This window comes from Halomonas sp. 72 (assembly GCF_052379785.1).
Classification (GTDB): Bacteria; Pseudomonadota; Gammaproteobacteria; order Pseudomonadales; family Halomonadaceae; genus Vreelandella; species Vreelandella citrativorans.
In genome coordinates, this window is sequence record NZ_JBQSYY010000009.1 from 74,487 (window position 1) to 95,496 (window position 21,010).

A 21,010-nucleotide genomic window follows, 5' to 3' on the forward strand; every position below is an offset into this window, starting at 1 on the left:
GAGCTAACACTTAGCTGGCGACGGCCACTTGAGCGGCGCCGCGTTTAATAAAGGCGTAGCTCAGGCCAGTGATGAGTGAGCCTGCCACAATGGCGCCCAAGTAAAGCAGTGGCGGGGTGATTGCATTAGGAATCAGCAGGACAAAAATACCCCCGTGCGGGGCCATTAATTGGGCACCCACCAGCATCGAAAGTGCACCCGTAACGGCGCCCCCAGCGATACAAGCGGGAATAACGCGCAGCGGATCTTTGGCCGCGAACGGAATCGCGCCTTCACTAATAAAGCACAACCCCAGTACGAACGAAGCCTTGCCGGCTTCACGTTCCGGCTCGGAGAACTTATTGCGTGCCACGAAGCTTGCGATACCCATGCCAATGGCCGGTACCATGCCTGCCGCCATAATCGCGGCCATGGGGCCGTAGGTGCCTGAGGCCAAGAGGCCCACACCAAAGGTGTAGGCCGCCTTGTTAACCGGGCCGCCCAAGTCAAAGCACATCATGGTGCCCAGCAAAATACCCAGCAATACAGCATTGGTGGAGTCCATCGACGCGAGGAAGTTGGTTAACGCATTAAGCAGCGCAGCAACCGGTTCGCCCACGATGTAAATCATGACCAGGCCAGTCACAAGGCTCGCGATCAGCGGAATAATCAGGATGGGCTTAAGTGACTCGATGCTCGAAGGCAGCTTCACATGGCGAGTGACTGCAAGGGCTACGTAACCGGCTAGAAAGCCTGCCAGAATACCGCCAATAAACCCCGAGCCAATGTCCGCCGCCAGCATGCCGCCAATCATACCCGGCGCAATACCTGGGCGGTCGGCAATTGAGTAAGCGATATAGCCTGCTAATACCGGAATCATCAACGCAAACGCGGTGCCGCCGCCAATCTGCATTAACGCAGCGGCCAGGGTGCCTTCCTGCTCGAACGCCTCGATGCCGAACATAAACGACAGGGCGATCAGCAGCCCGCCCGCCACTACCATGGGCAGCATAAACGACACGCCGGTGAGCAGGTGTTTATACACGCCTTTCTCTTTCAGGCTTTTGCTTTCATTTGAAGCCGTATTAGCCGTGCCTGCACTTTCCACACTGGCCTGGGCCAAGGCGTTTTCAATCGTTGCCTGGGATTTTTTAAGCGCCGTACCGGTCGAGGTGCGGTACACGCGTTTACCGGAAAAACGCGTTGGATCAACTTCAATATCGCAGGCCAGAATGACAACGTTGGCGGCGGCGATTTCGTCTTCCGTTAGCTTGTCTTGGGCGCCGACTGAGCCCTGGGTTTCCACACGTATGGAGTGGCCCATGGCGTTGCCCGCCTCAGCCAGCGCTTCTGCGGCCATAAAGGTATGAGCAACACCGGTGGGGCAGGCGGTAACGGCTACAATGGTTTGGCCGCCTGCAGCGGCTGGCGCTTTTGTTTGAGAGGTAGCCGCCAGGGCGCTATACAACGGTGCTTCGCGTTTAGCGGTGGTTAAAAACGCGTCCGGGTCAGGCAGTGCTTGAGCAATCGGTGCCTGGTAAAGGCGTTTGCCTTCAAATCGCTCCGGTGCGGGTACGTGCTCGGCGGCCACGACAATTAAATCGGCATGGGCAATTTGTTCGGCAGTGGCGGCCTCGACCGGTGCCAGTTCTCCGTGCATTTCTACATGCACTTTCCAACCCAAGCGCTGAGCGGCTTGTTCAAGGCGTCGGGCGGCCAAAAAAGTCGTTGCCATGCCGCTGGGGCAGGCTGTAATTAGAATAATATTCATTGTGACGTTCCCTCGGTGCGGCTGGCGTGCAGGCGCTGGACCTGAGTATGTTGTAGGAGTACGGCAAAGTCGTCCGCGTGGGCATTGCCCACGCCAACATGGCGAACAGATTCGGCGGAAAGCGCCGTGGCAAAACGCAGTGTTTCTTCGTCACTTTGCTGGCTGAGCACGCCGTGGAGCATGCCAGCCACAAAGGTATCGCCGGCACCCACGGTATTGGCTGCCTGAACGCGGGGCGGCGTTGACTGCCAGGTGCCCTTGGCGTTTACCCAAATAACGCCGTCGGCCCCGGCAGAAAGTAGCGCTTGGCCAATACCTGCCTGATAAAGGCGGCAGGTGGCGCTTACTCGCTTGGCGTGATCATCCAGTGCCTCACCGGCCCAGTGGGCAAGTTCCAATTCATTGGGTTTAACGGCTTCGGGGGCTACCTCAATCGCGCACAGCAGGGCTTCGCCACTGGTATCCACCCATAACGGCACGCCGGTGGCTTTTAGTTCCGTTAGCAGCGTGGCAAAGCTTGTCAGGCTTAAGCCAGGGGGCAGGCTACCTGCCACAAGAATGGCATCGACAGGCTCAGCGTTTAGTTGCTGTTTAATGCTGTTTAGAAGGGCGGCGACTTGCGTGGCGTCTACGCCGATACCGGGGCCGTTAATGTCGGTCACCCGGCCGCTTTTTTCCGCCAGCTTGGCATTAATACGGGTTTCCCCCGGCACGCGGACAAAGGCATCCGTAACGCCCAGCTGGGTAAACGCCCGTTGGAAGGGGCCATCGTTATCGCGCCCGAGAAATCCGCTCACTACCACGTGATGGCCCAGCGAGGCCAGCACTCGTGCAACGTTAACGCCTTTGCCCGCGGCTTCCAGTTGCGCGTTCCTGGGACGGTTAACCATGCCCAGCGTTAACTCTTCAAGATCAAACGCCAAATCCAGCGCTGGGTTGAGCGTAACGGTAATAACCCGGGCCATTAGTGTGCCTCCAGCGCGTCGCGCACAGCGGCGCTGGTCGCCTGGCTTAGGGCCAGTTGCGCACTGGCTTGGGCATCGGCCAGATCGAACTCACGCAGGCGAGCTTTCACCAGCGGAATTTGCCGGGCGCTAACTGAAAGCTCATCAACGCCTAACCCAACCAATACGGGAATAGCCGCCGTATCCGAGGCTAGTTCACCGCAAACGCCGACCCATTTACCTTGGGCATGAGCGGCGTCAACGGTCATCTGGATCAAACGCAGAACCGCCGGGTGCAGGCCATCTGCCTGGGCAGAGAGCTCTGGATGACCGCGGTCAATCGCCAGCGTGTACTGGGTTAAATCGTTGGTGCCAACCGAGAAGAAGTCCACCTCGGCGGCAAGCGTTGGCGCCAGCAATGCGCTGGAGGGAATCTCAATCATCACGCCTAGCTGCACGTCGCTTGCGCGCTCATCCGCGGGAATTTCCGCAAGCAAACGGTCAAAAATGGCTTTGGCGGCGCGAAATTCAGCCACGTCCTTGACCATTGGCAGCATAATCCGCAGCGGTCTGGACGTCTCTTCTGAACCCGCTACCGGGGCGGCTGCCATGAGTAGCGCGCGCAGTTGGGTTTCGAGTACGTCGGGCTCGGTTAACGCCAGGCGAATGCCACGCAGACCCAAAAACGGGTTGTCTTCCTGGGGGACTGGCCAGTAGGGCAGAGGCTTGTCGCCACCCACATCCAGGGTACGCGCTACTAACGGGCGGCCATTCAGGGCGTCGATGGCCTGCCGATACTCGGCGGTTTGCGTGGCAAGGTCGGGTGCGCTTGAGTGGGCCATAAACAGGAACTCAGTGCGCAGCAGGCCAACGCCCTCGGCACCACGTTCAACCGCATCTTCTGCATGAGCGGTGTTGCCCAGGTTAGCAGCCACCTCCACGTAGTGGCCATCGCGGGTTTGGGCGCGTTCATAACGGCGTTCCCAGGCATCGGCTTCGCGGGCCTGTAAATCAAGCAACTGCTGCTCGGCGCGGCGTAAGCGCTGCTCAGAAGGCGAAGGAATGAGGCGGCCATGTTCACCATCAAGAATCATCATGCTGGCATTGGCTAAGACCATTACCGCTTTGCCCGCGCCTACCACCGCGGGTATGCCCAGTGCACGGGCCAAAATAGCGCTGTGGGCAGTGGCGCCGCCACGTTCGGTCAAAAGACCGCGCACACGGGAGGTATCCAGGCGCGCTACGTCGGAAGGACCGATATCGTCCATCACCAGAATGTAGGGGTGGTTGGGTGGCTCGGGAAGTTGGGTGTCGCACAAAACACTCAGCACGCGGCGACCCACATCACGCAGGTCGGCGGCACGCTCGGCAAGCAGGCGGTCGGCGAGCATTTCCTGTGCGTGGGCGGCGGTTTCAATCGCTTCCCACCAGGCCGCCTCGGCTGAACGGCCTTCACGAATGGCATCTTCGGCGGCGCGGTGCAGCTCGGGGTCATCCAGCATCTCTTCATGCATGGAGAGAATGTCGGCCACTTCGCCACCCGGCGCATTGCGCACCAGGGCTTCCAGCTGGGCAATGCCCTCCTGGATGGCATTGTGCAGCCGGGTCAGTTCGCGGTCGGGATTGTCAGCCTGTTCCGGGTAATCAAAGTGCTGAGGGCGAATAACAAACACCGGCGCAATCGCAAGCCCGGGGGAGGCCGCAATCGCCGTATGCGGTGTATCGGCTGTCAAAGGCTTAACGGTTTCCTCGTGAGCAGGGTGGGTCGCCAGCTGCTCTCGGCCACTGTCAAAAGGCGCTACCTTTTCACCCAAACCGCCTTCAATTGCATTCGCGACGTTGGCCAGTGCCTGTGGTGCTTCGCTGCCTTCGCCAGAAAGCACCAGCCACTGGCCACGGCGTGCACCCAAACCGATGACTTTGGTCAGGCTCGCTGCGGAAACGCTGGCGGGGCTGCCTTCTTCCAGGCGAACGTTAATCGCAACGGCCTGTGCTCGAGCTACCTGCACCAACTGTTTAGCCGGGCGGGCGTGCAGGCCGTGGGGATTTAATACCCGCACGCGCTGGGTATGCGTATTGGCCGTTTCACCTGCAAGCTGAGCCAGCACCTGGGCGGCATCGGCCTTTAGTAACGCGTGGCTTGGGGTGTTTTCGAGCACCTTCTGAAGTTGCTCCAACAGGGAGGTGTGCGCGCTTCCCTGTGCTGCCAGGCAAAACAGGCCGTGAACAGCATGGCCGTTCTCTTCCATGCGTGCTTCGACCGGTGTCGCCACGCCCAGCGCAGGCTGTTGGACGCCGCTGGCGCTGCTGGCAAGCCAAAAACCGTCGCCCAGCCAAACCGGCGGTTTCGCCGCAATATCGGCAATAAAGTGGTTATCTACGCAGCCACTTTGGCGTAAGCGGGCGGCCGCTGCCAGGGCCAGTTCCTGAACACTCTGTGCGGGAAACTGCAGGCAAAGCGTGTCGCTATCCAGCTTGGGCGCGGGGGCAGATTTAGACAGCAGGCGAGCGACGTCCTCGGTGGAGCGGGCTGCGGCAAGCGCTTCAGCAACGCCGTCACGGTCCAGTACGTGCGTTAGGGCGCGCAAAATATCCAAATGTTCATCATTTTGTGCGGCAATCGTCACCAGTACATAGACGCGGTTGCCATCGTGCCATTCGATGCCTTCTGGAAATTGCAGTACTCGAACGCCAGTCCGCTTAACATGCTGGCGGCTTTCGGGCGTGCCGTGGGGAATGGCGATAGCATTACCCAGATAGGTAGATGACTGCGCCTCACGGGCATGCAGGCCCTCGCGATAGGCAGGATCAACCAGCCCCGCGTCAGCCAGTACCCGGGCGGCCTCATCCAGCGCCGCTTGCCAATTGTTGGCGTGGCGGTCAAGCAAGATGTCATTAGGACCGAGTGTGAGCATGCAATTCTCCTGTAAGGACGAGTCCGGTAACGGCTCGACGGCGACGTAAAGGACACAAATGCCGAGTAACGGTATTGATCGATGCCTACCGTCTATGATGATAATGCTGAAACGATTCAGCTAAAGGCGCAAGGGGTGTGTTTTTAGACTTTGGTGGGGGTCTCGTCAAGGCGCTGTTACACTTTGCAGGCTTATAAGGAGAAAAAACATGACATTAGCCGATATTGCGCGGCTTGCAGGTGTTTCACGCACCACGGCCAGTTATGTCATTAATGGGCAGGCTGAACAGCGTCGTATCAGTGCCGCCACGATTGAAAAGGTCATGAGCGTTGTTCGTGAGCATCAATATCAGATTGATCCACAGGCGGCGGCGCTGCGCCGAGGTGCCAGTCGGCTGATTGGTTTAATCGTGCCTGACCTTGAAAACATCAGCTATGCACGCTTGGCGAAGCGCTTGGAGCGTGGTGCGCGCGAGCAAGGATATCGGCTGCTGATTGTAAGCTCGGATGACTGTGCCGAAAGTGAGCGCGCCCTGGCGCTTGCCCTGCGTGCTCAGCGCTGTGAAGTACTGATTACTGCCAGCTGCCTGGCCGACGTTGACCCATTTTATAGGGAATTGGTTAACGACGGCTGGGCCGTGGTGGGCATGGACCGAGGGCTGGATAGCCACTACTTTTCCAGTGTTGTTAGTGATGATCACGATGCCGCTGAGCGTTTAACGCTCTCGGTACTTAACCAGGATACGCGGCGAGTTGCCTGGCTTGATGCCATGCCTGAGTTGTCTATTAGTCGTGAGCGCCGGGCCGGTTTTGAGGCCGCGTTAAAAGATCGCGATATCGAGGAAGTGTATTTGAGCGCTGAGCGCTACGAGCGTAGTGAGGCGATGGAACTTGCCCAACAGCTGATTAGCGAGCCCAAGGGGCTGGATGCACTGGTGACCGCATCGTATACCTTGATGGAGGGCGTTTTAGATGCGTTTTTAGAACGTGGAGGGCTTTCCAGGCATATCCGGCTTGCCACTTTTGGTGATCACCGCCTGCTGGATTTTTTGCCTCAGCCGATTAATTCGGTGCACCAGGATTATGATCGGATAGCAGAATTGACGCTTAACAGTGCGCTAAAAACTGCCCGAGGCCAGGGGGGCGTCGGGCAGCAGGTCGTTAAGCGGCATCTTTTTCAGCGTGGGTAAGGGCGCTAAATCCTTAAGTTAAACCCTGGCGCTGGCCCAGGCGTTAGCATCGGGTATCGACATATCGTAGCGCTCACTTAGATAGGGCGATGAGAGCAGGAAGTCCGCACTGGCTGCGTTGTTGGCGACAGGTACATTCCACAGCGTGGCAAGGCGTAGCAGCGCTTTAACATCGGGGTCGTGGGGCTGTGGAGCAAACGGGTCCCAGAAGAACACCAATATATCGAGCTTTTGCTCGGCGATGCGTGCGCCTATCTGCTGGTCGCCGCCTAGTGGCCCGCTCATTAATCCTTCAACGGTCAAGCCCAGTTGTTGAGTTAACCGGCCTGCGGTGGTGCCCGTACCCATTAAGTGATGCTGGCGCAGCGTCTCCTGCCAGCGTTCCGCCCACTCCAGTAGTTCACTCTTTTTGCCATCGTGGGCGATAAGCGCAATACGCTTTTGAGCGGGTAAGGTACGTAGCGCTTGGCGAGGCGGTCGGGCATCGTTCATTGTTTATTCTCCTGATGTTTCCTGCTCAATAGCGATAATCTTCATGGTGTTGGTGCCGCCATGAGCGTTCATATGATCGCCGCGAGTCAGAATAATATGCCCACCCGGGCGTGCTAGGCCATAGGCTTTAAGCAATTTCAGCGCCTGCTGGTTTACTTCAGTGGGCTCCATCTGGGTGGTGTTGAAGGGGAGCGATACCACGCCACGGTAAAGTGCCATGCGGCGCTGGGCGACGGGACTATGCGCCAGGCCAACAATTGGCAGGCCAGAACGAATGCGCGAGGCAATCAGCGGTGTGTAACCGGTGGAGGTCATGCAGGCAATCGCGCTAACGCCGGTTAAATGGTTCGCGGCGTACATGGCCGAAAGGGCGATGGTTTCATCCATGCGCTCAAAGCCTTCATGCATGCGGTGGCCAGACGACTGTGCCAGCCGCTCGCGCTCGGCGCCTAAGCAAACACGGTCCATGGCTTCAACGGTTTCTACCGGAAATTCACCGGCTGCCGTTTCTGCTGAAAGCATAACGGCGTCGGTCGCATCCAGCACCGCATTGGCCACATCGAACACCTCGGCGCGTGTGGGCAGCGGGGATTCGATCATCGACTCCATCATTTGGGTGGCGGTAATCACGGCGCGGTTAAGCGAGCGGGCATGTTTGATGATGCGCTTTTGGGTGCCTATGAGTGCTTCATCGCCAATTTCTACACCCAGGTCGCCACGCGCCACCATAACGGCTTCAGAGGCAATAATGATGCCGTCCAGCGTTTCATCATCTGCCACTGCCTCGGCACGCTCCAGCTTGGCGACTAGGCCAATCTCTTTGCCTTCTTCGCCCAGCAGTGCGCGTGCTTCCCGCATATCGTCTGCTGAACGCGGAAAGGAGACCGCCAGATAATCCACGCCGATTTCCACTGCCGTTTTTAAATCGGCCTTGTCTTTGTCGGTTAAGGCGGGAGCAGAAAGGCCACCGCCCTGTTTGTTGATGCCCTTGTTGTTGGAGAGCTTGCCACCCACATGAACACTCGTGTGTATTTCCTGGCCCGCAATGGAGGTCACATCCAGGACAACGCGGCCGTCATCCAGCAGCAGCCGGTCGCCGGGGGCTACATCATCAATAAGTGATGGGTAGTCACAACCAACGCGTTCACTGTTGCCCGCATTGGTATCCAGCGCCATGTCTAGAATAAACGCTTCGCCTACTGATAAATGAATAGGGCCTTCAGCAAAACGCGCGATGCGAATTTTAGGACCTTGTAAATCGCCTAGTGCAGCAACACATTTACCTAAGCGCTGGGCGATATCGCGAACATCCTGTAGGCGTCGGCGATGATCATCGGCAGAACCGTGGGAGAAGTTAAGTCGAACGACATCGACGCCTGCCGTGATCATCGCCTCAAGAATACCTGGCTGGTCGCTGGCAGGGCCTAGTGTGGCAACAATTTTGGTACGGCGAAGCGGCAAAGGTGAATTCGATAGGCTCATGAGCAGGCTCTCCTTAAATATTAAAAAAAAGCAAAAAACCAGTGTTGTCAGACTGCAAGGTGACTGCTTAATTGTCGGCGTGAAGTGTAGACGACCATAGTGATAATATAGTAATTTTACTACAAATAGGTTATTCGATAGCCAGCAAAGCAGCGTTGTAAGCGATTTTGTTCTTTTTAAAACGCTTTTACGTGTCTTTTTGGTAATTTTTTTACTTGAATGAAGCCATCCACCACCGAGCATGAGGTGTCAGCATGACGATCAGAGTTGCTATTAATGGGTTTGGACGGATCGGCCGTAACGTCTTACGCGCCCTGTATGAAAACGATTACCGTGACAAAATTCAGGTAGTGGCGATTAATGACCTTGGCGATCCTTCGCTAAATTCGCATTTACTACGCCACGATACGGTGCATGGGCATTTCCCCTTCACTGTAGAGCACGACGCAGAAAGTATCAGCGTTGACGGCGACCGCATTGCGATCTCTTCCGAGCGCGATCCTGCCAGCCTCCCTTGGGCATCCATGAATATCGATTTGGTCATGGAGTGCACGGGGCTATTTACCAAGCGAGAAGCTGCTGCCAAGCATTTGGAAGCGGGCGCTAAACGAGTACTGATTTCGGCACCCAGCCCGGATGCGGATGCAACGATTGTTTTCGGTGTTAATGATGACGTGCTGACTGCTGAGCATAAGGTTGTCTCTAATGCATCTTGCACGACTAACTGCCTGGCACCTGTCGCCAAAGCGCTGAACGACACCATAGGTATCGAAAACGGCCTGATGACGACCGTTCACGCTTATACCAATGACCAGAATCTTTCGGATGTTTATCATACCGACCCGTACCGCGCACGCAGCGCCACTCACTCCATGATCCCGACCAAAACCGGAGCCGCCGCTGCGGTGGGTTTGGTGCTGCCTGAGCTGGAAGGTAAGCTGGATGGGCTGGCCGTGCGCGTACCGGTGATTAACGTGTCGTTGGTGGATCTAACCTTTAACGCAGGGCGCGATACCAGCAAGGAAGAGATCAACCAGATCCTCGAAAAGGCCGCTGCCAATTCGAGCGTACTGGCTGTCAATGCTCAACCGCTGGTATCCATTGACTTTAACCATGACGCGCATTCATCAACGTTTGATGCCAATCACACTCGTGTGAATGGCCGTTTGGTGAAAGTAATGGCGTGGTACGACAACGAGTGGGGTTTCTCCAACCGTATGCTGGATACCGCCATTGCGATGCAGGCAACCGCAAAATAGTTATTTTTGAAGTGCGCTGTTAATGTTTGATTTAAAGGCCGAAAATTTATTTTCGGCCTTTATTTTTAATAAAAAGAATCTTTTTTTAACAGGACTGCATTCAAAACGTCTCCTCGCGTGTATCCCCTATACAGCCACTATTTACGGCGGTTGATAATAATCCTCAAGGAGACTGAAAATGACCACTCATCATTTCACGCGTACCGCACTAGGCGCAGCGCTGATTGCATCCTTCAGTCATGCCGCACTAAGAGGCCTATGGCTGGCAAGCGAGCCAGCGCATAAGTGCCCCAGCTATGGAGGTCATTCTTCCTATGGTGGCGGCATCAGTGGGGGTATCCAGTGGTAGCGGCAGGTGCTATCAAGCACGTAGAGTGTGTTTATAGCGAAATAAAAGCGCGTCGAACCGCTCCAAAAATATTTTATTGTAGTAAAATTACATTAAATATTGCGCATGATGCCTTTTTCTAGATAGATTTTAGGTAATCTAACCACGTAGATGGTCGTGGATAATAAATAGGAGCAGAGATGAGCCAGTCATATGCCTCCCCAGGCGCCCCATTAGGTGAACGTGACCATGCCATTGATCTAGCGCTTTTCGGGGCGTTGGGCGACCTCGCCATGCGCAAGCTGTTTCCTGCTTTATATCATCTTGACCGTGAAGGTCTGATGCCCGAAAGCACCCGCATTATGGGGCTGGCGCGTCAGGAGCATGATGTGGCGTCGTTCAGGCAACTGGTTGGCGGCGCATTGCGTAAACGGCTCAAAAGCAGCGAACTAGAGGACTCAAGCTTTGAGCGCTTTCTAAATCGTCTGGATTATCGTCAGCTCGATTTTTCAACAGTAGAGGGCTTTGAAGCCATTCGCGAATGGCGAGAAGGCTCAAAACAACCGATGGTGGTGTACCTTTCTGTTGCCGCTCGTATTTATGGCGATATTTGTCACCATCTTCAGGCCAGTGGAAGTCTGGACGAAGACTCCCGCGTCGTTGTTGAAAAACCGATTGGCTACGATCTGGCATCGTCTGAACAGATCAACAATGCCATTGGTGCTGTATTTCCTGAGTCACGGGTATACCGCATTGACCACTACTTGGGTAAAGAAACGGTTCAGAACCTGATTGCGCTGCGCTTTGCCAATCCGCTCTTCGGCACTCAGTGGAACCAGAATCATATTTCCCACGTTGAGATTACCGTGGCCGAAAAGGTCGGTATTGAGGGGCGTTGGGGCTATTTTGATGATGCCGGCCAACTGCGTGACATGGTGCAGAACCACCTGCTGCAGCTGTTATGTCTGATCGCCATGGACCCACCCTCTAACCTGGATGCGGATGCCATTCGTGATGAAAAGGTAAAAGTGTTGAAAGCGCTGAAACCTTTTACAGGGGAGGCGCTAGGGCGCGATGTGGTACGCGGGCAATATATTGCCGGCACCAGCGATGGCCAAGCGGTGCCTGGTTACCTGGAGGAAGAGGGCGCTAATACCCAGAGCCAGACGGAAACCTTTGTTGCGATGAAAACCGAGGTGTCTAACTGGCGTTGGGCGGGTGTGCCTTTTTATCTTCGCACCGGTAAGCGGATGCCCGAAAAGCTGTCGCAAATTGTGATCCATTTCCGCCAGCAGCCGCACTATATCTTTGATCCGGACCAGCGCGATATTGCTTCTAACAAGTTAATTATTCGCCTTCAGCCGGAAGAGGGAATTGCCCTACAAGTACTTACCAAAGACAGTGGCCTGGATAAAGGCATGCGTTTGCGCCCAGGGCCCTTACATCTTGATTTTAATAGTGCCTTCCCTAAATCACGTATTCCCGATGCTTATGAGCGCCTCTTGCTTGAAGTCATGAAAGGCCAACAGTATCTGTTTGTACGCCGTGATGAGGTGGAGCACGCTTGGCGCTGGTGCGATCAGTTAATTGCCGGTTGGCAGAGTCGTGAAACCCCACCGAGGCGCTATCCGGCGGGCTCCTGGGGGCCGGTTGCCTCCATTGCGATGATTACCCAGGATGGCCGCAGCTGGTACGAGGATTATTAACATGAGCCAACAACGTCAAAAGCTGGCGGAACAGCTAGCTGAAGCGGTCGCGCAGGCCTTGAGTGAAGATCTAGACCGCCAGGAGCGCGTGCTTCTGGTCGTGTCCGGTGGCACGACCCCGGTACCTTTTTTTAAAGCCTTGGCCGCCAAGCCGCTAGCCTGGTCGCGTATCGATATCACCTTGGCGGATGAGCGCTGGGTGGATGAACAAAGCAGCGACAGCAACGCCAGGCTGGTGCGTGAAAACCTGCTGCAAGGCGCTGCCGCCGCGGCGCGTTTTGTGCCGCTAACCGCAGAAGCTTCAACGCCAGAAGAGGGCGTCGCGGCGGTAGCCGAACAGACCGCATCGCTTAGCTGGCCAGCCAGCGTGGTGATACTTGGTATGGGGGGGGATGGCCATACAGCCTCGCTGTTCCCGGATAGCCAGGAACTCGGGTTAGCGCTTTCTACTGATGAGCCGTTGGTGGCGGTGAGAACCCCTAGTCAACCACAGCCGCGGATTACCTTTTCAGCGTCCCGGCTACACCAGGCACATCGGCATATTTTACATATTACCGGTGACGATAAGCGTGCCGTACTGGCCAATGCCTTGAACGGCGATGATGTGCGGCAACTGCCAATACGTGCCTTTTTGTCATGCCCCTTGGCTATTTACTGGGCACCTTAACAATCAATTAATAATAGATTTCCGGAGACTTACGATGTCGATAGATAAACAGTTACCTTCAACGCGCACCGCTGAACTTGACAGCATTTGCCTTAAAGCGGAAGTGATTCCGGTGATCACTATTGATCGCCTTGAAGATGCCGTGCCGCTTGGAAAGGCCCTGGTAGAGGGCGGTTTAACAGTTCTCGAAGTCACCCTGCGTACCGACTGTGCGTTGGAAGCCATTAAGCGCATGCGTGAAGCGTTACCCGGAGCAAGCATTGGTGTGGGTACCGTACTCACCCCTGCTCAATATCGCCAGGCCGAAGAAGTAGGTGCTGATTTTGTCGTAACGCCGGGCACGACCGAGGCACTTTATCGTTACGGTATCGAAAGCTCAGTACCCATGCTGCCGGGTGTTTCGACCATATCAGAGCTGATGACCGGCTGGCAGTTCGGTTATCGCCGCTTCAAGTTCTTCCCGGCGGAGTCCAGCGGTGGCGTTAAAGCACTCAAGGCCTTTGGTGCCCCGATCCCTGGCGCGAAATTTTGCCCCACGGGCGGCATCACGGTCGAGAATGCGGCATCCTACCTGTCACTGCCCAACGTCATGTGCGTAGGTGGCTCCTGGCTCACGCCCGCCAAGTTGGTTGAAGCCGAAGATTGGGAAGGCATTCGCAAATTGGCTCAGGAAGCCGCTGAACGTTTTCATCATTAATGGAGCGCCTGGGTTTGTACGCCCAAGGCTATTTCAAGGGCTATTCCAAAGACTATTTCAAGGGCTATCCACAGGTTTAGGCGATTTCTAAAGGTCTTCCTGCCCAATCACCGGGCAACGTCATGTTGCCCGGTTTTTTTATGCAAAATAACACGTTAGGTAAGACCAAAGGGGGATAAACGTTAATCCACCGCTCCGTTAGAATCTCTACGGAGATATGTCAGACATTTATTCGCACTGCGCATGTACAACACGATGACTAAATAATGGAGCAAGCCAACATGCATATGCTGACCCTGGCGTCTTTCCTGTTTTTTACAGGGCTGGTCGCTTTTATTACGTGGCGTATCACACGCCGGGATGATCACTCCAGTACCACTGGTTATTTCCTGGCAGGGCGCTCGCTGACCTTCCCGCTGATTGCGGGTTCGTTGCTAATGACCAACCTCTCCACTGAGCAGATGGTAGGCCTAAACGGGGCTGCGTTTGCCGATGGGCTAAGCGTTATGGCATGGGAAGTCGTTGCAGTTATCGCGTTGGTCGCGCTGGCGCTGTTTTTCCTGCCGCGCTTTTTAAAAAGCGGTATTACTACACTGCCGCAATTGCTGGAAATCCGCTTTGATAAAGGCACCCAGCTGATTACCAACGTTATTTTCCTTATTGCCTATGCCGTTATTTTGCTGCCGATCATTCTCTATTCTGGTGCGATTGGCTTGCAGGGGATGCTGGACCTGCAAGGGCTAACCGGTATTCAGTCATCAAGCACACTGCTTTGGCTAACCGTATGGATTGTGGGCATTATCGGTGCGATCTATGCCCTATTTGGCGGGCTACGTACGGTTGCCGTTTCCGACACGCTGAACGGTATTGGGCGGTTTTGTGGTCGTCTATTTTGGCCTTCAAGCGGTGAGTGGCGGTACGGGCATCATGGAAGGCTGGAGCATTCTTAAGCAGAGCGACCCGGATAAGCTCAACTCGATTGGTGGCTCAGAGCAGCAGGTGCCGTTCTTCACGCTGTTTACCGGGGTCTTTCTGATTAACTTGTTTTATTGGAGCACGAATCAGCAGATTATCCAGCGAACGCTTGCCGCCAAAAACCTGGCCGAAGGCCAAAAGGGTGTGCTGCTGACAGGGCTTTTTAAACTGCTTGGCCCGCTGTATCTCGTGTTACCAGGTATTATTGCCTATAACCTGTATGCTGATCAGGGTGTGCAGGCTGATGAAGCCTATGGGCACTTGGTGTTTAACGTTCTACCGCCTTATTTAACGGGTTTCTTTGCGGCGGTTATGGTCGGGGCGATTCTGTCCTCGTTTAACTCCGCGCTTAACAGTACCACCACCATTTTCAGCCTGGGTATTTATAAAGGCGTGCTGAATAAAGACGCTACTGAGCAGGAGGTTGTTAAATCGGGCAAGATCTTTGGTTGGATCATGGCGATTATTACCATGATTATCGCGCCACTGCTGGCCGGGCAGGATAGTCTATTCGGCTACCTGCAGAAGATGAACGCCATTTACTTTATTCCTATTCTGGCTGTTGTGTTGGTGGGGCTACTGACCAAACGGGTACCTCCCATGGCCGCCAAAATAGCGCTGGTGGGCGGCTGTTTATTGATCGCTGCTGGTTACTTTGTGCCGCCATTTAATCTCTTGCCTGAGATTATGAATGAGTTCCACTTCGTCGCATTGGTGTTTGCCTTGTTAGTGGTGATGATGCTGATTGTTGGCAAGCTACGTCCGCGCGAAACGGACTGGGTGCAGGAGCATGTCGGCGGTGTTGATTTAACGCCCTGGAAAGGTGCACTACCCTCAGGTGTCGCGCTGATCATTTTAGTGATCATTATTTATATAAGCTTTGCTGGATAATTGTCGATTAGGCGCTGAAAGCTAGCCCTGTTAGCAATAGCGCTGTCATCAATAGCCAGTAACAGAAAGGCCCCGTTAGTATCAACTAGCGGGGCCTTGTCGTTTTAGCGGCTATTGTTGGGTTTATGCAAGCCGTAGCGGCGGTTCGGCGAGCCCGGCTATGTCGATTTGCACGGAAAATAGCGCGCCAGCGTTCGGCTCTTTAGCAAGCTGCTCTGAAGTGAAACCCTCTTGAGCCGTCGTGATATACAGCGTTTTAAGCTCTGGGCCTGCAAACACCGGGCAAGAGGGTTGGCTGGCTGATAGATGCACTCGGCCAATAATCTCACCGTCAGCGTTTAAGCGCACAACCTCACCAGCACCCCAAAGCGCTAGCCATAGGCAGCCCTGGTTATCCATCACGGCGCCGTCGGGGCTGCCAATATGACCGGAAAAATCCGCAAAAGGCTCGGGTTCTCCGAGCGGCCAGCCTTGGTCATCCAGCGCCCAGCGCATCACAACGCCGGTTGGTGTATCCGTAAAGTAAGCGGTGGTGCCATCGGGTGAAAAGCACAGCGCATTAGGAATGCTAAGCCCGGTACGCAGCTGGCTTAGCTTGCCGCGATGCAGTCGGTAGAGGCTGCCCGCCTGGTGCTCAGCCTGTTTTCCCATACTTGAAAACCACAGGCTGCCATGCCTGTCCACACGTGCGTCATTGCTGCGCGTAACAGGGTTATCGGCTTCAACATCGGCAAAGTGGGTAATGTTGCCGCTTTCAGGGTCGAAGTGGCTCAATGAGCGCTCACCCACTAGTAGCAGGCGGCCATCCTCAAGCGGCGCGGCCAGAGAAACCATATCGTCTAGCGCTACATGATCATGCTGCTGGCTGGTGTGAGAGAGCCAGTGCAAGCGCTTGCCAATAATATCGCACCAGTAAAGCCGTCCGCTGCTGGCTTGCCACTGCGGGCCTTCTCCAAGCAGGCAACCACTATCTACTGCGACAGTTGCCTGCCATGTGGGTAATGACATTATTCTTCTCCGGCTTTTTTCCAGGCGTTAACTAACGCAACCGCCTGCTGGGCAACCGCCTTGGCGTTTTGCCCGGGTTTATAAAGTGCGCTGCCCAGGCCAGCACCATCTACCCCGGCTGCTCGCCAAGCGGCGAAATTATCGATGCCAACACCGCCTACGGCGTACAAACGAGTGTCTTCAGGCAGTACGGCGCGTACGGCTTTCATACCTTCCAGCCCGACCTGGACGGCAGGAAAAAGCTTAAGCCCTGTCGCGCCAGCGTCAAGTGCATCGAATGCTTCGGAAGGGGTAACAATGCCTGGCCAGCTCGCCATCTCAAGACGGTGCGTTTCTTCAATCACGCTGGGACGACAATTAGGCGAGACAATTAAACGCCCACCAGCGGCATGAACGTCTCGCACTTGTGCGGGGGTAAGCACGGTGCCCGCGCCAATGACCGCCTGCTCGCCAAAGGCGTTAACTAAGCGGCGAATGCTCTCTAGCGGCTTCGGCGAGTTAAGCGGCACTTCAATCTGGGTGATGCCTGCGTTAAGCACCGCATCAGCAACGTCGATAACGTCATCGGGCGTTACGCCTCGCAAAATTCCGATCAGGGGTAACGTCATAGAGCTCTCTCTGCATTATTTGTTAGCGCCTGGTGGGCGAGTCGAAGACCTGCCAGTACGGCAGTGTCGCCCTCAACGTGATGGGTCTGAAAGCCGAGCGCGTTAAGGGCCAAATGGTAACGATGACAAAGCGCTGGATTACCAATCAAGGTAACCGTTTCATCGGTAGATAATGATGGGCAGGCGCCCGCTAGCTCAAGGCCAATCGCAAGGCCAGAAAGCCGTGCCGAGAGCACGCTTGCCCGGGTGTTACCCATGGGCAGGCGGCTATCCAGTAAATCCTGCGCCCGCAGGCCGAACAGGCGGCTGCTAAACGTCTCTGGGGCCGCGTTTATCTCGCTGACGGCGGCGATGAACGCATCACGGCAGGCGGGCTCGTTTAGCGCATCGCTGCCAATGGAGTGCTTTAGAACCGACTGATTCGCCAGTAGCTGATAAAGCTCGCCTGTTAGATAGGTGGTGAACTGTGTTACCACGCCTGACTCAATGCTCGCCCATTTGGAGTGGGTGCCCGGCAGGCAGACCCGACCTGAAAAATCGGGCGCTTCGGCCGCCAGGCCAGCAAGCTGGGTCTCTTCTCCGCGCATGACATCAAAATGCTGAGCCGCGCTGTGGGTTTGGCTCAGGCCGGGCAGCAGATGCACACGCAGCTGGCCACCAACCAGCCTAGGCATCACCGCGCCGTGGCTAAGCTGGTCAAGCGAGATAGGCACCGGCAGGTAAGCGGCTTCCAGCCAGCCTTGTCGAGCGCCTGCCATGCCGCACACCATTGCCGCTATGTGGCCGTTGGCAGGTAGCCAATCGCCCACCAGGCGCAACAATTCAGCCTCGTATTCATCCGGCGTGAGCGAAAGCATGCCCTTATCGCTGCTGGCGTTGGCGATCACCTGGTGTTGCTTATCGAGCCCCCAAGCACGCAGGTTGCTTGAGCCCCAGTCCACCGCGATCCAGGCGAGCGTTTGCGGTAACGCATCAGAATCGGTACGCATGTGACGATATCTCCACGAATAAGGTTCTCCACGATTTAGAAGGCAGGGCTTACCACTCAGCGATAGAGCCGTCATCGTGCGTCCATACCGGGTTGCGCCAGCGGTGGCCTGTTTTTGCGCGCTCTTCAACATAGGCTTCATCAATTTCTACACCCAGGCCGGGGCCTTGGGGGATAGCGCAAAAACCGTCGGTGATACTTAGGGCTGTTTTGTCTACTAGGTAGTCCAGCACGTCATTGCCCTGGTTGTAGTGAATCCCCATGCTTTGTTCTTGAATGAAGGCGTTATGGCAGACAGCATCCAGCTGAAGTGAGGCGGCCAGGGTTAACGGCCCAAGCGGGCAGTGGGGCGCCAGCGCCACATCGTAGGCAGAGGCGAGGGTGGCGATTTTCAGCCCTTCGCTAATGCCGCCACAGTGGGAAATATCCGGCTGGATAATGTCGATCATGCCATCGGCCAGCAGATCGCGGAACTGAAAGCGGGTATGTAAGCGTTCGCCGGTCGCCAAGGGGTAGCTCAACCCGCCCGCAATATCTTTCAAGCAAGGCAAGTGTTCCGGTGCAACGGGCTCTTCAACAAACATGGGATGGTAAGGCTCAAGCTCACGCAGTAATGCTTTGGCCATGGGACGATGGACGCGGCCATGAAAGTCGATACCGATACCCACATCCGGCCCAACGGCCTCGCGCGCCTCACGCACTCGGGCCACGGCTTCATCGACCTTGCGATGAGAGTCGACGATTTGCATTTCGGGCGTGCCGTTCATCTTGAACGCGGTAAAGCCTTTTTCGACCAGCGCCTTGGCACCGGCGCCCACATCGCTTGGGCGGTCGCCCCCGGTCCAGGCATACATGCGCATTTTATCGCGCACCGCTCCCCCCAAGAGTTGGTGAACGGGAACACCCAAATCACGCCCTTTAAGGTCCCACAGTGCCTGGTCAATACCCGCAATAGCGCTCATCAAAATGGGGCCGCCGCGATAAAACCCGGCACGATAGAGCGTGTTCCAAAGGTGTTCGATCCGATGAGGGTCCTGGCCAATCAGGTAGTCGGAAAGTTCATGAACAGCCGCTTCTACCGTTGCGGCACGGCCTTCGATGACCGGCTCGCCCCAGCCATAACAGCCTTCATCGGTTTCGATTTTAAGAAACAGCCAGCGGGGAGGGACTTGCCATGTTTTAAGACGCGTAATTTTCATACGATATAATCCTCACGGTTAGCCGAGTGGGTACGGCAAGCGTTACTGCAGAAGTTGGTTTCAGCCCAGCTAGACGATGCCCAGATCGATAGCGGTGCGCCGCAATACCTCGCGCGCAGCGGTGTCGGCCGCGTTAATGTCGCCGGCTTTAATCGCATCCAGTACGTGGCGGTGCCGGGTCAAACTGTCGTCGAGCGTTTTAATATCGTGTTGCGAGCGATATACCAGCGCCATGATTGAAGGGCGTAATAAATGGCCCATTTGCCGCCACACCAGGTTATGCGTCGCTTGGTAGATCACATCGTGAAAGGCAACATCGAACTCAATGTGCTGGGCACGCGCGTCAGGGGTGCCTGCCGAACAGCGCATGCCTTCAAACGCTGCTTCCAGCTGTGTAATGTCATCACCGGTGGCCGCTTGGGCCGCCAATCTCGCAACCGTGGGCTCTGCTGAGAATCGAAAAGCGTAAATTGCGCGCACGAGCTGAGGGTCCAGGTTGACGAGCCCTGTCATCCATTCGCTCATCAATGGGTCAAGCAGGTGCCATTCACTCATTTCACGAACCAGCGTGCCCCGGCCCGCCGTGCGCTCTATAAGCCCGGCGGCCGTTAGGCTTGCCAATGCATTGCGTACCTGATTGCGGCTGACGGCAAAGTGCTTGCCGATATCCAGCTCCTTGGGAAAAACGTCACCGGGCTGCCAGTGGCCGGTTAATAGCGCCCTGGCCAGTAAGCGTGCCAAGTGTTCAGCGCCACCATGGTGGGCGGGCAGGGTATCCAGCGTCATGGGATGTCTCTATGAATGACTGTAATCGCGTGAGCTTATTAAATGTCAGACATTTTAACAACCAGACGAAAGTTGGTTTTAGGGGGGCCTTTTTAAAAGGACTGTTTTTAAAGTACCGTTTTAAAAGGACGAGTCTTGGAAACTGCTTTTAACGCGCCCGTAGTGCGGCAATATCATCCTGAGTGGGTAGCGCGGCGTACGCGCCAGGCCGAGTAACGGCATGAGCCCCGCAGCGGCAGGCAGTCTCCACGGCAGCGCTTAAGAAGGCGTTATCCTCGTGCCAACCTGGGGCAATGCCGTGGCGAGAAAGCTCTGCCAGTAGGCCACCAATAAACGCATCGCCACCTGCTGTGGTGTCCACCGCTTGTACACTGGGCGGCGCAATGTGCTGTGCCATGGCAGCACTTTTAAGCACCACATCGTTAGGGCCGTCAGTAATCAAAATGACGTTGACGCCTGCGGCCAAACGCTGGTTAAGCCAGGTGTCCTGAGACTGCTCGCCGCGCAGGTAATCCAGCTCCTCAAGCGATATCTTGAGCAGCTCGGCAGTATCTAAAAGCTGCATCACCAGGCCAATATCGGCGGCGGCATCTGCCCATAAATTATGTCGCAGATTGGCGTCAACGCTCACCAGACAGCCAGACTGCTTGGCCATGTTTGCCAAGGCGAGGGTGGTTTCGGCAATGTCAGGGTCGGTTAGGCTATTGCTGCACAGATGCACGATGGCTGGCGTTTCAAATACTCCTTGGGGCAAATGGTGAATGCGATAGAGCAGGTCAGCGGCCGGTGGGCGGTAGAAGTCAAAGGTGCGTTCGCCGAGGGCATCTCGGGAGACAAACGCGAGTGCCGTACGGGCCATTTTAGTCCGCATAACGCCATCGGTATTAACACCGTGGCTATTCAGTTCCCGAATCAAAAAATGGCCGAATGTGTCATCGCCGACCATACCTAAAAAGTGACTAGGCACCCCCAGTCGAGCACAAGCGACGGCAACATTCGCGGGCGCACCGCCAGCGTAAGGAGTAAAGGTTTCCTGGCGGTCGTTAGCATCGCCTAAGCGGCTTGAAAGCATATCCACCAGCGCTTCGCCAAACGCAATAACAGAAATCATGGGTTGTCCTTGTTG

At 55.8% G+C, this 21,010-nt stretch carries 17 protein-coding genes and 1 pseudogene; 7 read left to right on the forward strand and 11 right to left on the reverse strand.

Annotation, left to right across the window (positions count from 1 at the left end):
• Window positions 1-10 precede the first annotated feature (10 nt).
• Genes ACT3T6_RS10410 through ptsP form a run of 3 tightly spaced genes read right to left on the reverse strand, consistent with a single transcriptional unit; the run spans window position 11 to window position 5,609 of the window.
• On the reverse strand, window positions 11-1,750 hold the full coding sequence (locus ACT3T6_RS10410; RefSeq protein ID WP_193055095.1) for a PTS fructose-like transporter subunit IIB: 1,740 nt from the start codon (window positions 1,748-1,750) through the stop codon (window positions 11-13).
• Window positions 1,747-2,715: a 1-phosphofructokinase gene (gene pfkB, locus ACT3T6_RS10415; RefSeq protein WP_193055094.1), complete on the reverse strand. Its 969-nt coding sequence runs from the start codon at window positions 2,713-2,715 to the stop codon at window positions 1,747-1,749. Before pfkB ends, ACT3T6_RS10410 begins: the two co-directional genes overlap by 4 nt.
• A complete protein-coding gene (gene ptsP / locus ACT3T6_RS10420) occupies window positions 2,715-5,609 on the reverse strand; it encodes a phosphoenolpyruvate--protein phosphotransferase (RefSeq protein ID WP_193055093.1) in 2,895 nt (964 codons plus the stop codon). Before ptsP ends, pfkB begins: the two co-directional genes overlap by 1 nt.
• A gap of 208 nt (window positions 5,610-5,817) precedes the next feature.
• On the opposite strand from ptsP, the gene cra reads away from it, so the two are divergent.
• Window positions 5,818-6,798 carry a catabolite repressor/activator gene (cra, locus tag ACT3T6_RS10425; protein WP_193055092.1) on the forward strand — a complete coding sequence of 327 codons (981 nt, stop codon included), beginning with the start codon at window positions 5,818-5,820 and terminating at the stop codon, window positions 6,796-6,798.
• Window positions 6,799-6,816: 18 nt separating this feature from the next.
• On the opposite strand, the gene ACT3T6_RS10430 is transcribed toward cra, so the two are convergent.
• Window positions 6,817-7,290 (reverse strand): methylglyoxal synthase, encoded by a 474-nt coding sequence (locus ACT3T6_RS10430; protein WP_192527694.1) that lies wholly within the window; start codon window positions 7,288-7,290, stop codon window positions 6,817-6,819.
• 3 nt (window positions 7,291-7,293) lie between these two features.
• The gene (gene pyk, locus ACT3T6_RS10435; protein ID WP_193055091.1) at window positions 7,294-8,772 is read right to left on the reverse strand and encodes a pyruvate kinase; all 1,479 of its coding nucleotides are present in this window, start codon (window positions 8,770-8,772) and stop codon (window positions 7,294-7,296) included.
• 254 nt (window positions 8,773-9,026) lie between these two features.
• Here pyk and gap point away from each other — a divergent pair, with 254 nt between their 5' ends.
• The 6 genes and pseudogenes from gap (at window position 9,027) to ACT3T6_RS10465 (ending at window position 15,295) form a co-directional block, all read left to right on the forward strand.
• Entirely contained in the window at window positions 9,027-10,031 is a 1,005-nt protein-coding gene (gene gap, locus ACT3T6_RS10440; protein ID WP_172118285.1) for a type I glyceraldehyde-3-phosphate dehydrogenase, read from the forward strand.
• 178 nt (window positions 10,032-10,209) lie between these two features.
• Complete coding sequence (locus ACT3T6_RS10445) at window positions 10,210-10,380, forward strand: hypothetical protein (RefSeq protein WP_172118284.1); 171 nt, start codon at window positions 10,210-10,212, stop codon at window positions 10,378-10,380.
• 179 nt (window positions 10,381-10,559) lie between these two features.
• Window positions 10,560-12,065 (forward strand): glucose-6-phosphate dehydrogenase, encoded by a 1,506-nt coding sequence (gene zwf, locus ACT3T6_RS10450; RefSeq protein ID WP_193055090.1) that lies wholly within the window; start codon window positions 10,560-10,562, stop codon window positions 12,063-12,065.
• A gap of 1 nt (window position 12,066) precedes the next feature.
• Complete coding sequence (gene pgl, locus ACT3T6_RS10455) at window positions 12,067-12,732, forward strand: 6-phosphogluconolactonase (protein WP_193055089.1); 666 nt, start codon at window positions 12,067-12,069, stop codon at window positions 12,730-12,732.
• A 34-nt stretch (window positions 12,733-12,766) separates the two neighbouring features.
• Window positions 12,767-13,429, forward strand: a complete 663-nt coding sequence (locus ACT3T6_RS10460) for a bifunctional 4-hydroxy-2-oxoglutarate aldolase/2-dehydro-3-deoxy-phosphogluconate aldolase (protein ID WP_193055088.1) — start codon at window positions 12,767-12,769, stop codon at window positions 13,427-13,429.
• A 281-nt stretch (window positions 13,430-13,710) separates the two neighbouring features.
• A pseudogene (locus ACT3T6_RS10465) lies at window positions 13,711-15,295 on the forward strand (solute:sodium symporter family transporter).
• 123 nt (window positions 15,296-15,418) lie between these two features.
• Here ACT3T6_RS10465 and ACT3T6_RS10470 read toward each other — a convergent pair.
• The 6 genes from ACT3T6_RS10470 to ACT3T6_RS10495 form a co-directional block, all read right to left on the reverse strand.
• Window positions 15,419-16,303, reverse strand: coding sequence for an SMP-30/gluconolactonase/LRE family protein (locus ACT3T6_RS10470; RefSeq protein WP_193055087.1), 885 nt, complete (start codon window positions 16,301-16,303; stop codon window positions 15,419-15,421).
• Window positions 16,303-16,911, reverse strand: a complete 609-nt coding sequence (locus ACT3T6_RS10475) for a 2-dehydro-3-deoxy-6-phosphogalactonate aldolase (RefSeq protein WP_193055086.1) — start codon at window positions 16,909-16,911, stop codon at window positions 16,303-16,305. Before ACT3T6_RS10475 ends, ACT3T6_RS10470 begins: the two co-directional genes overlap by 1 nt.
• Window positions 16,908-17,900 carry a 2-dehydro-3-deoxygalactonokinase gene (locus tag ACT3T6_RS10480; protein WP_193055085.1) on the reverse strand — a complete coding sequence of 331 codons (993 nt, stop codon included), beginning with the start codon at window positions 17,898-17,900 and terminating at the stop codon, window positions 16,908-16,910. The genes ACT3T6_RS10475 and ACT3T6_RS10480 overlap by 4 nt, the downstream gene beginning before the upstream one ends.
• A 49-nt stretch (window positions 17,901-17,949) precedes the next feature.
• Window positions 17,950-19,098, reverse strand: coding sequence for a galactonate dehydratase (gene dgoD / locus ACT3T6_RS10485; RefSeq protein ID WP_193055084.1), 1,149 nt, complete (start codon window positions 19,096-19,098; stop codon window positions 17,950-17,952).
• A 69-nt stretch (window positions 19,099-19,167) separates the two neighbouring features.
• A complete protein-coding gene (locus tag ACT3T6_RS10490) occupies window positions 19,168-19,884 on the reverse strand; it encodes a FadR/GntR family transcriptional regulator (RefSeq protein WP_193055083.1) in 717 nt (238 codons plus the stop codon).
• Window positions 19,885-20,032: 148 nt separating this feature from the next.
• Entirely contained in the window at window positions 20,033-20,995 is a 963-nt protein-coding gene (locus ACT3T6_RS10495; protein ID WP_193055082.1) for a carbohydrate kinase family protein, read from the reverse strand.
• Window positions 20,996-21,010 lie beyond the last annotated feature (15 nt).

Coding starts and splice junctions, on each gene's coding strand:
- ACT3T6_RS10410 (WP_193055095.1), bottom strand. CDS start 1,750: ATGAATATTATTCTAATTACAGCCTGCCCCAGCGGCATGGCAACGACT.
- pfkB (WP_193055094.1), bottom strand. CDS start 2,715: ATGGCCCGGGTTATTACCGTTACGCTCAACCCAGCGCTGGATTTGGCG.
- ptsP (WP_193055093.1), bottom strand. CDS start 5,609: ATGCTCACACTCGGTCCTAATGACATCTTGCTTGACCGCCACGCCAAC.
- cra (WP_193055092.1), top strand. CDS start 5,818: ATGACATTAGCCGATATTGCGCGGCTTGCAGGTGTTTCACGCACCACG.
- ACT3T6_RS10430 (WP_192527694.1), bottom strand. CDS start 7,290: ATGAACGATGCCCGACCGCCTCGCCAAGCGCTACGTACCTTACCCGCT.
- pyk (WP_193055091.1), bottom strand. CDS start 8,772: ATGAGCCTATCGAATTCACCTTTGCCGCTTCGCCGTACCAAAATTGTT.
- gap (WP_172118285.1), top strand. CDS start 9,027: ATGACGATCAGAGTTGCTATTAATGGGTTTGGACGGATCGGCCGTAAC.
- ACT3T6_RS10445 (WP_172118284.1), top strand. CDS start 10,210: ATGACCACTCATCATTTCACGCGTACCGCACTAGGCGCAGCGCTGATT.
- zwf (WP_193055090.1), top strand. CDS start 10,560: ATGAGCCAGTCATATGCCTCCCCAGGCGCCCCATTAGGTGAACGTGAC.
- pgl (WP_193055089.1), top strand. CDS start 12,067: ATGAGCCAACAACGTCAAAAGCTGGCGGAACAGCTAGCTGAAGCGGTC.
- ACT3T6_RS10460 (WP_193055088.1), top strand. CDS start 12,767: ATGTCGATAGATAAACAGTTACCTTCAACGCGCACCGCTGAACTTGAC.
- ACT3T6_RS10470 (WP_193055087.1), bottom strand. CDS start 16,303: ATGTCATTACCCACATGGCAGGCAACTGTCGCAGTAGATAGTGGTTGC.
- ACT3T6_RS10475 (WP_193055086.1), bottom strand. CDS start 16,911: ATGACGTTACCCCTGATCGGAATTTTGCGAGGCGTAACGCCCGATGAC.
- ACT3T6_RS10480 (WP_193055085.1), bottom strand. CDS start 17,900: ATGCGTACCGATTCTGATGCGTTACCGCAAACGCTCGCCTGGATCGCG.
- dgoD (WP_193055084.1), bottom strand. CDS start 19,098: ATGAAAATTACGCGTCTTAAAACATGGCAAGTCCCTCCCCGCTGGCTG.
- ACT3T6_RS10490 (WP_193055083.1), bottom strand. CDS start 19,884: ATGACGCTGGATACCCTGCCCGCCCACCATGGTGGCGCTGAACACTTG.
- ACT3T6_RS10495 (WP_193055082.1), bottom strand. CDS start 20,995: ATGATTTCTGTTATTGCGTTTGGCGAAGCGCTGGTGGATATGCTTTCA.